6 protein-coding genes are annotated in these 11,369 nt (G+C 61.9%); all 6 read right to left on the bottom strand.

Annotated elements, in window-relative coordinates; all coding sequences use genetic code 11:
- Positions 1 to 493 (bottom strand): DUF2913 family protein (locus CBW22_RS23000; protein ID WP_441339123.1); only part of this gene is annotated, 493 nt, incomplete at its 3' end.
- 4 nt (positions 494 to 497) lie between these two features.
- A complete protein-coding gene (locus CBW22_RS22995) occupies positions 498 to 713 on the bottom strand; it encodes a DUF2767 family protein (RefSeq protein WP_141097353.1) in 216 nt (71 codons plus the stop codon).
- A 1,032-nt stretch (positions 714 to 1,745) separates the two neighbouring features.
- The gene (gene repA, locus CBW22_RS22990) at positions 1,746 to 2,681 is read right to left on the bottom strand and encodes a plasmid replication initiator RepA (protein ID WP_088517969.1); all 936 of its coding nucleotides are present in this window, start codon (positions 2,679 to 2,681) and stop codon (positions 1,746 to 1,748) included.
- A gap of 726 nt (positions 2,682 to 3,407) precedes the next feature.
- Positions 3,408 to 4,205 carry a DsbA family protein gene (locus CBW22_RS22985; protein ID WP_088517968.1) on the bottom strand — a complete coding sequence of 266 codons (798 nt, stop codon included), beginning with the start codon at positions 4,203 to 4,205 and terminating at the stop codon, positions 3,408 to 3,410.
- Positions 4,206 to 4,273: 68 nt separating this feature from the next.
- Positions 4,274 to 9,745 carry a MobF family relaxase gene (mobF, locus tag CBW22_RS22980; protein WP_088517967.1) on the bottom strand — a complete coding sequence of 1,824 codons (5,472 nt, stop codon included), beginning with the start codon at positions 9,743 to 9,745 and terminating at the stop codon, positions 4,274 to 4,276.
- Positions 9,742 to 11,369, bottom strand: a 1,628-nt coding sequence (locus CBW22_RS22975; protein ID WP_176428172.1) for a type IV secretion system DNA-binding domain-containing protein, incomplete at its 5' end; no start/stop codon positions are given. The genes CBW22_RS22975 and mobF, both read right to left, overlap by 4 nt.

Genomic DNA, 11,369 nt, shown 5'->3' with positions numbered 1-11,369 from the left:
TGCGGGCGGGCAGCGGGCGGGTCTGCCGGCCGCCTTCGTCAAACCCGTGCTCCAGTCCGGTCAGGTTCACGTACAGGCCCCACACGCCGGGGTTCAGGCGCAGCGCTTTGCGCCCGTGCCACTCGCTGTCGCTCAGCGTGCGGTAAATCCACCCGGCCAGCTTTACCGCACTCACGACGTGGCGCAGGCGGACGAGGTCGGGCATCCGGGCGACGTCGCCGCTGGCGCTCTCCCAGAGGTACTGCAGCTTGCCGGGCATGTCGGCGTGCACCCCTTTACTCCGCCCCTCGCTGAGCAGCCAGCGGATGTCCGGGGCCAGCTCCCGGGGGAACCGGCGCTGCTTTTCGGCGGTGGCCAGCCAGCGGGTCAGAAACAGGTTGTCCTGCGCGGGTGACGTCACGAGCCCGTCGCGGCGGGCGGTGTGCAGTGCAATCAGCCCGCACCAGGCGAGGTGCGCCACCCCGGCGCGTCCGCATTCATGCGTCATCGTCATCATTTCAGTCCTGAACGGGGTCCCCCTCCAGCAGCCTCACGGCCCGGGTCATGGCCTGCAGCTCGTACGGGTCGTGCCGGTCACGCTTCAGCATCTCCGTGCGCAGCACGTCCGCAATGGCGGCGCGGCGTGTCTCGTGCCCCTCCGCCACCAGAGAAAACACCACGTGCCCGGCAATCAGGCACATGGTTTCATAGCGGCGAAGGGCGTTGTCATTCATGGCCGTTCTCCCCTGTGCCGGACCCGCGCCTGCGGCGGGTGCCTCGTTTCTCAGTGCGGGGAACGCCGTCGCACCAGACCAGCCGGCGCGTGGCGGAAATGCGCCCGGTCATGCAGAACAGCCTGCGGGCTGCATGATTGCTCACCATGCTGAAAGCCTCCGAAAAGGTGACTGACTTACCACGGATACACAGGGTAAGCCCGCCCGGCGGGAACCGCAACCCCCCGGACGGGCGAGCCGTGCGCAGCCCGTCCCGTGAATGCCGCGTGAGCGGCATGGAGGCGCCAGAAACCGTTCAGGACTGCGCTAATGCCACCGGGCGCCGTGAGCCCGGCGGAGCCGGTTACAGGGCCGATGGTGGCGAAAGCCCAACCCCTCCCTGACCGACGCCGTTTAAGCAGCGGCCATTCAGGCGCACTGAAGTCTGACGGTCGGAGACGAAAGAAAGAAACCGCGGGCCTCCGGCCTGTAAGCAGCTCAGACTCTGTAGTTACAGCATCCATTTATCAGCCACTGCAGTTCCGGCCCTCCGGGCCGGGCGGCCGGGGCTGGTCAGTGGGGGCAACCGGACTTCAGGTCCGGCGCGGGTCCGGTCTGAGAGGGGCTGGATGGTTCAGAACTGGCTGATTACAGTGAATTCTTTGTCTGTTGTAACTAACTGCTCAGAAGGGGGCCCGCGTCAGCGGGAGGTGCTTCAGATTCTGAGCGGCGCGGACGTTTACGGCCGTTGCAAGCGAAGGCCTTATTTATTCCCGCAGAATGCTGGCATGAACACCTTATTTATCTTTTCTGATTAATCCTTTCTGACGTAAGTCAGGAATGTTTTGCGGGTAGTTTCAGATCTGTTTGCAGGTAAGTCACGCTTTACGATTGCGGATAAGTGTGGATAAAAAATTCCGCGACCGGAGAGCGGCGCGAATGTGGGATATTTTGCGGGAAAAAGGATGCCGCTGCGGGCCGGAAATACGCGATTTTATCTGCGGCACAAACGCCTTTACCGCCAGTCAAGGCGGTAAAATTCGCAGGTGTTCGTCAGTGGACGACGTCGGGCGGGGCGGGCTCGTAGCCGAGGCCGAGCTCCAGCTGGTTCAGGTTCTGCCACACCAGGCGGTCAAAGGCCTCCGCGTCGGTGTTCATCAGCTCGTGGTTCGGCAGCGTCCGGATAAGCCAGCTGGCCATCGCCGTACGGCGCTCGTCGAGCGGAAGTTTGCCCAGCTTTTTGCGGCGCTTCTCTTTCACGGCCTTTTCACGCCGCTTCAGCAGCGTAGCCATGCGCATGTTCTCATACCAGCGCTGGCGGGCGGCGCGCACCGACTCATGCGTACCCGGCTCGATAATGCCCTCCGCTTCAGCTACGAGGCGCTCGTTACGCTGGAAATACAGCTTATCCATGTTGACGCCGCACAGCTGCCAGAAACGATCGGTGAGCACGATATGACGCGGCATCCAGAATTTCTCAACCGGGTCCCACTCAAGCGAAGGCATCTCCAGCAGCCCGTATCGCGCCAGCTCCGGAAAAAGGCGCGACAGCCGGCACGGCTCGACCCGGGTGCCGGGTATGACGTCGCCATTCTCGTCTTTCGGGCTGAGCTCTTCTGCGAGACTGCCAACGTTAACGGTGACTACCCAGGTGGCTATATCAGCGCGCTGTATCAGCAATGGAATGATCGCGTCAATCAGCGCGCGGCGCTCCGGCCGGAAGTCGCGCTCGCGGCCGGCCGCGTGGCGCAGCCTGACGAAATACGGATTGCGTGAGATCCGCTGGCGCAGGCGCAGCTGGCCGGTGGCCCGGTCCTTCACGACGAGCCGGCGCATGGCGTGGCCAAACTCACCCGGCAGCGGGCGATAGTTCTGCGGCGCGAACCAGACAGGCTCAGGACATTTGCAGGTGACAGCGTGATCGCCGCGATGGCGCCCGTCAGGTCTGGAGGTCGGGTCGTTTAACCCGATTAAAATCTGGTCATTCACCCTGTCCTGAACTTATGGCGGACAGGGGTTGTCTTATGAACTGCATGCGTTATAATCCGTTGCAGGCGCAGTGCCTGCTTTTGGACCCCCTGATTCTGAATCTTCCGCCAAGTTGATTAAGCAGAGTCAGGGGGTTTTTGCATTCAGAGCCCGGTAAATGCCGCGCTCCGTACCCAGGACGTTTTAACGGATACGTCCCATCCGGTTCAATTCTGCCCGCGCCGCGCATGTCCGGCCAAAGGTTTTCGCACATCCCCGTCGTCAACCACCACAGTATTCGACAAGGATCTAAAAAGGATCGCCGCCCGGCGAATTCTGAAAAGAATACCCATCTCAACCGGTTAAATTCAGCACAGATTGCACATAGCACGAATCGTATGGATAAAAAAAGTTCACCGATAAATTTTACCGTGACCGTCATCACAACTGCGGTTGTGGCTTAACGCAGTTCTGCGCCTGGCGGGACGCTGAAACGACTGAGAGCACGGGGGACGGGTAATTTTTCACTATTCAGCGGAACGATCGCAGACGATCGCCATTCAGGCGACGGGCAGGGCAGTCAGGCTGAGGCGTACCGCAGCGGCGCGAGGAACGAACAGCCTGAACGACGTGGCCGTCAGGGGGTAAAGGTTCTGGCGGGATGGCCGATACCCTCTCACGCGCCGGCAGTGAAACCATTCTGATAATGCCGGCGCTGCTGGTTGCCCGGTTCTGCACCGGGCTTTTTTAGTTTCCGCCTGCGCGGACGATGGCCTGCTGCAGGACGTCTTCACTGACGACGCCCGGGATGACGGTGGTGTTGTCTGCCGTGGCATTCTCAGCCGGCATGACGATAATGCCCGGCGTGCCCGTCAGTCCCAGCATCTCCGCCAGCGCGTCGTTGTTTTCGATGAGCCTGTCGGAAACGGCGCTGTCATCACCGGAAGCGGCACCTGCGCCGGCGGCCGTGGCCACCTTTTCAATATCCTCTGTCGTGAGTTTCCCCTCGTTGTGACCGGTCCGGTAAATCCCGTTGTGGAAGGCCATGTAGGCCTCCGCGCCCTGCCTGCGGTAAATACCCAGCCCGCGGTGCGAGGCCAGCGTCGATTCCGGATAGCGTGCAGCAAAGATGGTCCAGTCGCGGAAGGCAAAGCGTACGCCGGCGCTGGCGGCCATCACCTTTTCCATCACCGGTGCCATCATGCTGCAGGCGATGCATTCGTAGTCAAAGAACTCCGTAACGATGACCTTCGAATCCGCCGGCCCCTTAACCGGAACGCCGTCGAGCTGCATCAGCAGCCGGTGAGCTTTAAGCGCAGACTGCACGTAAGCCTGCTGCTGCATCGCCTGCTGGCGCGCCTGCAGCTTTTTGCTCACCTCAATGAGCACGTCGGGGTGAGCCACCAGGTAGTCAGCGGCAATTTCACCAATGCGGGCCTGCTGCGCGGGGGTAAACTCTGCAGCCTCAGCCGCATTCGATGGTGCTGAGGGCAAAGCGGTGCTCATGGCCAGCGCAATGGCGGCCAGTTTCAGGATCTGTTTCATGATTTCTCTCGCATGCCTGCGCGGAGCAGGCGGAAGGTGAGGCGGCCGCACAGGGCGGGCCGCAGTAATTAACGTTCTTTTTGTATGTTCCGGGACGGCTCGTGAGACAGTTCGGGCGGCAGGCGCTCCGGCCCCTCGTGCTGAACCGGTATGCTGATCCCCGCCGCAATCTCCCTGTCCGTCCGCGAACCTGCGACAAGCTCTGTTGCCAGTTCTGATTCTCCTTTTCCGGAAGGCGCCGGCTGCTCCCGGCTCTCCTCCGGCATCCTGACCTCCGGATAAGCCTGCCGGCTGCCTTCCAGAACCCGGCCGGCCAGGTCCGTTTCGTCCACGGCAGGCTTCACGATAAGGTCCACAGACTTCTCAATGTCAGCCGCCTCCTGTGGGACTGCACGGCTGAGGTCTGCGGCGAGCGTTTCCTCTGCCGCCACGTCTGCCCGCCCGTCTCTGACGCTGAACTGCACCTCCGGCGCGTCCGGCACATCAGGCTGATGCGCGTCCTGCCTGACGAGGTCTCTGATGGTCTCGTCGCCAATGCCGGTGGGTGCCGCCGGCGTGACCGGTTCATCCGGAACAGGCGGCGGGCTCTGCAGGCTGCTGACCGCCTCTTCCACCGCCGCCCCGGCGAGCGGCTCCAGGCCGCCGGAAACCTTCAGCAGCTGCGGAGACGGAGCGGCGTCCCCGGTCTTCAGCAGAATGCCGGACGTCGGGTATTTTCGCGCCGCACTGAGCGCCTCTTCCAGCGTGGCCACCACAAGTGTTTCTCCGTTCCGGCTTTTCTGTACAAGTGCGGCCTGCGCGCCGTCGGTGACGATACGCCGCTCGGCCCCCCGATCGACGTCACCGCTTCCGGGGCGCAGCGGAACCATTGTCAGGCCCGCTGGTTTACCGTTACCGTCAAACACCGGCAGGGCCAGGTGGGGTTCAGGGAACTTTCGCGTCGGCGGGATGATACGTGCCGTCACGGGGCTGCCGCTGAGGCCGTTTGACCGCAGGTACGCACGGCCCATTGCGGTTTTCGACGCGGCCTGCCCCATCGCCCAGATCCGCCGGGCCTGATCCCGCTCAGGCTCCGGCATAAGCGCATCATGCGCCGTCGCCGGTCCGTTTTTTCGGACGCCGAGCGTCTCCATCCAGCCGGCTCTGTCATCTGTAACAATCTGGACATGGTCCTTCGCGCGTGAGACGTTGATATAAAACGCCCGCGCGCCGCTCATCCGCTTACGGGCACCTTCCACGCCTTCCAGCGCCAGCGAGTACCGGGCACTGGCACCCTGCGCACCATAGCCGGTGACCGCCCAGCTGTAATCCACGTGCCGGTCTGCCAGCGTTGTCGCCGGGTCGATGACCTTCACCCCGCTGCCGTTACGCAGAACAATCTCACCGTTTTCGCGCAGTTCATCGACGCGGTATTGCTCGTGCGCAGCGTGACCGGCCTGCTTCTGGGTTTTACTCAGGCGGACGCTGTCACCGGTGCGCAGCTCAATTTCACGGTGTTCAAAAACCTCGATTTCCATTGCGTTAAGCTCCTGCGGCGACCAGTAGTGCGTGCGCCCCGCTTCATCCCGCAGGGTGACGTTGCCATTTTCGTGGTCCACGCCGGTAACGTGCAGATACCGCTGGTTTGCCATAACCACCTGACCGGTTTCCCAGTCCTTTATGCGGTTAAAATCGTGCCGCCCGCCATTAATCCGGTCCAGGACAGAGACGGTCCGGGCTTCCCCGCCCAGCTCTTTCGCCACCACCATCGCATTATGGATGCCCTCGTTGATGGCTCTGCGGTCTTCATGCAACTGCACCATGATCATGGTCTGCTCCCGCGCCTCATCGGCGCGGCTCATAAAGTCAGCCACAATGCTGGACACCGGGTCTGCTGACTGAACAATTGATCCGCCAGGTACCACCGTACCTGCCCGGCGGGGTACAACGTCTGGCGCGACGCTTTCAATATTTCTCAGCGCCGCTGCGGAATCATTACCGATGATGCTGTAAACCGCAGACTTCAGCGCCGCATCACGCTGGCGCACGATTTCCTTCATCACCGCGACGTCGATCGGGCTCCGCTCCTGCATCAGCTGGAACGGCGCGCCACTTTCAGGCGACTGCAGCTGCGCAATGTCCCCCACCGCCACGGCACGGCCGTTGCCGGCAGCGATTGCGCGGTACGCCGCCGCGGTGTCCTGGTTACCGATCATGGAAGACTCATCGATAAGAAACAGCATATTGTCGTAGCGGACGTCCTCACCGGCGGCGCTGCGCGTCTGCCAGTCCAGTACAAACGACTTAAGCGTCTGTGCATCAATGCCCGTCCCCGCCATCTCTTTTACCGCCCGGTGAGTCGGCCCCAGCCCGACGATAACCGGACGCACGTCAGCCGGCAGGGTATCAATAGCCGCCTTTACCGCATTAAACTGGGTGGTTTTACCGACGCCCGCATACCCCTGCACGGCCGTAAAGCGGTCCGGACTCTTCAGAATAAGCGAGGTGGCCTCTTTCTGCCCCTGCGTCAGGCCTGACAGGAGAGCCGGATCGACCTGTGCCATCAGCGGAACCTGTGTGTTTTTACCCCGATCGATTTCACCGAGGATGGCTTTTTCCATCTCCCATGTGGACCGCGCAACGAAGTGGGGCCCGGCGCTGGTCTGTACCCCGATGAGATCACCTTCCTTGACCTGCCGGGTAATTTCATTTTTGATGAGCTTCAGGTCACCACAGAACGTCAGCGCCTCATCAAGCAGTTTTGTCCGGGAGAAAGCGACCTCCCGCATCTGCGCGACGCCGCGCGTAACGGCTTTCTGCGCGTCAGAGAGCAGCTGCGTACTGAGCGTGTCTATGGCCTCACTGGCGTCTTCCTTCCCGCTGGCCTGACGGACCAGAGACAGCGGGGAGCGTGTTGAGCGCAGGCGGCCTAGCTTCTCTTCCGCCCGGCTCAGGGCTTCGCCGGTAAATATTTCGGCCTCATGGCCAGACTGCGCCAGCGCGTTAATCATGTTGACCGACAGATCCTGAGCCCCGAGGCTGGCCAGCACGGTACCGTGCTCGTTGTCCCGGCTTCCGGGGGCACTGACGTAGCCGTATGTAACGTAAAGCGGATTTGCCGGGTCGATACGCAGCGGCTTTTTCTGCCCCTCCCGCTGCACGACAAGTGCGCCATTCTCAACGGACGTGACGGTGAGGCGATCACGTGCCTTCAGCCCGGCGTTTTTGTCGCCGGCAAGCGCAAACAGCCGCTCCCCCGCAGCAACCTCCAGCTGAGACTGTGTAAACAGGCGCCAGTCCCCGGAAAGTGCGCTGAGCTTTACACGGGAAAGTACACCATCTCCGTCAATCAGGGAGAGCATGCGGGTTTCATCATGTACGCGGTCAATGACGTAGTGACGCGTTTCATTTCTCTCCGACCTGTCTTCCAGCACCATACCGGCGCGGTAGGTCTGAGGGAGGCGACGCTCTTTTGCTGTCATATACACCGGCGTGCGCGCCACAATGCTGACCGGCGCCTCCCCCAGTCGTCCGGCATCTTTCAGCGCATTCCGGATGACACCAGTCAGCTGGGCCTGCTCACGCGGACCGGCCACAACCGCCGTCACGGGACCGGCTGCGGGGTCCATTCCGACAAAACGCTCTGCGAGTGCACGATAGCGCTCTCGCTTGTCCTGAATGCTGGTCACGCGGACCTCAATACCGTCAGACGGTGCGTTCAGGCTCTGACGTTCTACCCCCGCTGCGGCCAGCACGGACAGTGCGTTCGCGTTTGACTGCCGTCCGGCGCTGTCCAGAAACAGCAGCTGCGCGTTCTGCAGCTGAGCCTCTCCGGTCAGCACCAGCATTTCCTTCAGGCTGAGCTTTTCCGCACTTTCCACGATGACCGTACTCTGGGGAGCAAGGCTGAAGGTGCCATCAGGCATGCGGCTGCGGTGGAGAAGCCGGTCTTTGAGCACCGGTGATTTGGCAAAGCTGAGTGCGCGCTCGGCTGAACTGGTCAGTACACTGACCTCACGCCCCTGTTCACGTGACATTGTCACCAGTTCTTCTGTTACCGCACGCAGACGGCCGACTGAGGCCGGTGCGCTGATGATAACGGCGGGCGCCCGGGCCACGTGATCAAGGTGCCCGGGAACCGGACTGCCGGTGAGGCTGAAATTGACCACCCTGTTCTCTTTCAGAATATCCGCCGCCAGTGACTGCACTGACAGCTCATCCAGCAGGTGAATATGCGAGGTAAATACGCCCTTATCTCCGTCGAGAGGCACGAGCAGGTTGTCATGAATCGCCTGATCCAGCGCCCTGCGCAGGTCCGGAATGCTGTTCTGCAGCTCACCGGCGTTGTGTGCAGTCAGCAGGATGTCCCCATAGGTAAACCGCGTTTTGTTGTCGCTCAGCACGGAAATGGCGGTGCGGACCGCCTCCATCGCCTGCACTGGCGCGTCCTGCACCTCACCGGCATCAGGCCGGGATTTTTCACGCTCGCGGGCTTCATTCATGACGCCCTGAAGATCAAAACCAACGTCGTCCATCTGCCGCTGCCAGCGATCGCGCAGACGGGCCCGTCCGTCTGCGGTTTCCGGCTTAGCAATCGGCTCTTCCTGCTCCCGGACTGCAGATTTTAACGTCGCCTCAGTGCCTGCTTCAGGGACTCTGTCAGACGCATTCACAGCCTGCTCTGGTGAGGCGGCCGGTTCCTGCCGGGTGCGTAACGGTGCCGTTTCGTCTGCGCCATACTGACTGATATCCTGCTTGCGCTGGCGCGTGTCCAGCGCTGCCACGTCGCGGCTTTTCAGCGAAGCGTCTTCGCCTGCGCGCGCATGAATTTCACGATGGCGCGATGAGAATTCGTCCAGCACCTCCCCGGTAAAGCCCTTTATTTCCCACAGGTCGTGCCGGCCGCCGGTGGGCAACGTTTCATACCCAATATCTTCCGCCTTACCTTTCAGCAGGTTGCGGTAAATTTTGCCGTACGTTATCTGGTTGCGGTACACCGTTTCGATGAAGCCGGCGCCGTGGATCGCATCGGTAGCCAGCGCTTTCCACTTCCCGTCCAGCTCCGTCACGTTGGCAACCACTGCGTGAGTATGGATCTGCGGATCGAGGTTACGCGAAGTGTCGTGCGTGAACAGCGCAGCGACCATTTTTCCGGTTGGCGTGATGCGCGTGACGCCGTCCTTCGTGTCGCGCGCGCTCACCATCTGTTCCATGATGGCCAGCGTTTCTTTCACCGCATCGTGGTGCGCCTCCAGCAGGCGTTTATCGCCGCCGGCGAGAATCAGCATTGAGACGCTCTTGGGTGCCGAGAAGGTAAAGTCATGACCGGGGCGGTGCACGTGTGCCCCCTGAACATCCTTACCCAGTACCACACCATTGGGGAGGCTGCCGTGCAGAATTCCGGTGAAAGTATCGAGATCGACCGGGCCTTCCAGCCCCAGCTCGCGCGCGCCCTCGCCCAGCCACTGGGTGGGCATGTCGTCCAGAAAGTAGTAGTTATCCTTGCTGCTGTAGTAGCCGGCAGCGTCGGCGGCAGAGGCCACCGGGGCAACGGTCATCATCGTTCATACCCTCCCGGGTCCAGGCTGTCACTCATCTCCTGATACGCCGCGTAGTCGTCGCGGTGTCGCAGGATGTTCTTTTCGTCGTCGGCCATGCGCGCGTTGGCGTCGCCGTGCTGTGCGGCACGCTCTTCCTCGCGCTGCTGTTCGGTTTTACGCGGGCTGATGTGCCGCACGGTCAGCCGGCCCCCGTCGTCTTTCTCCATCTGCATGTGCAGTTCGGGGGCTTCACCCGCGGGGGCTTCGCTGTCGGTTTCTGCATTACCTGATGTGCTGTTCTGGAGCCTTCTCATCCTCTCCAGTGGAGAAAGCGGCGAACCCACCTCTTTCCTGGCCGGTGCCGGCGTGGAAACAACCCTGATGATTTCCGACGGTGCTGTGGCGGTACCGCCCTCCGGGACAATGGCAGGTGTGGATGATTCAGCCGGAACCGTAGTGACGCGCGGAACTACTTCGCGGCGCGGGAACGGTCGCACGTTAGAAGACCCTGACGATGCGCTTATGTCGGCGGCAGGCGTAGCGGGAACAGCAGGCTGGCCCGGTGCGACAGACGGCTTCCCCTTTCTCACGGTAGCCGGCTCCGGCGTCGTCACGGGGACGTCAGCTTTTGCCGGCGCGGCGGACGGCGAGGCAGCCTTAGGTTTAACCGGAGCGGGCGCGGAAGCGCGGTCCTCCCCTTCCAGCCACTCCTCTCCGGTCGGGAACGAAATGTCCGCCGCCCGGGCGCTGCGCTCGTTATTTTCGATGATGCGCTCGAGTTCGGGACTCAGCCGGTCACGGAAGTCGCGCTCCATCAGCGCCGGATGATATTTCTTCTGTTTGCGGTACTTCAGGCTCAGCTTCACCACCGGGTATTCGCCCGGCAGGCGTACGTAAAAGCGCAGGTTGGGCATCTTCATAATCTGGTCGTAGTCCACGATGGGCTCGTTGACCTTGTCCCTGCTGATGGAGATACCGTCCCGAATCTGGTCGAGGCCGTAGCTGTTCTGTTCGCGCGCCTCGCGCCGGCGCTGATGTCCCAGCTCCTCTTCCACCATTTTGGCCACCTCGGCGCTCGGCGAGCGGCCGTAGGCGCGGGTGTTGAGCAGGTCCAGGATGGCTTTGGCCATCTCGCGGCCGTAGATGTGCACCAGCTGCGGGATGTTCTGGATCCCCAGCACGAAGCAGCCGCCGAACTTGCGCGCTTCGGCCAGCGTTTCGTTGAACTCCGGTATCTTCTGCAGGCTGGCAATCTCATCGCCGACGAACCACACGCGCCGGTCGCTGTTCTCCCCCATGCTCTGCAGCAGCAGGGTGGCCAGCGACAGCCACATGGATATCAGCGGGCGCACTGCCTTGCGGTGGCGGGCTGTGGTGGAGATAAACAGCCAGCTGCTGTCGTACTGCGCGTCGGTCATCCACTCGCGGATGCTGAACTCCGGTTTGCCCTCTTTATCCAGCCCCTGCAGGTAGCGCAGCGACTTGGCGTAGTTGGTCAGCACCGAGCGGATGGAGATGGCGGTTTTCTCGATTTTTTCCTCGACCAGGTTGGCCGACGGGGTGTTTTTGAGAAACTCGCGCAGGCTTTTCAGGTCGATCGAGAGGCAGGTCTTCAGGAACGTCTCGATGCTGCGATCGGGGCGTG

Origin of the sequence: Pantoea sp. VS1 (assembly GCF_002207995.1) — a bacterium.
GTDB classification, from domain to species: domain Bacteria; phylum Pseudomonadota; class Gammaproteobacteria; order Enterobacterales; family Enterobacteriaceae; genus Pantoea; species Pantoea dispersa.
This window is presented reverse-complemented; position numbering and strand designations above follow the sequence as displayed.

Bases quoted from the DNA above. Each gene is read 5' to 3' on its own strand.
- CBW22_RS22995 (WP_141097353.1), bottom strand. From the start codon at position 713: ATGAATGACAACGCCCTTCGCCGCTATGAAACCATGTGCCTGATTGCC.
- mobF (WP_088517967.1), bottom strand. From the start codon at position 9,745: ATGATGACCGTTGCCCCGGTGGCCTCTGCCGCCGACGCTGCCGGCTAC.
- CBW22_RS22985 (WP_088517968.1), bottom strand. From the start codon at position 4,205: ATGAAACAGATCCTGAAACTGGCCGCCATTGCGCTGGCCATGAGCACC.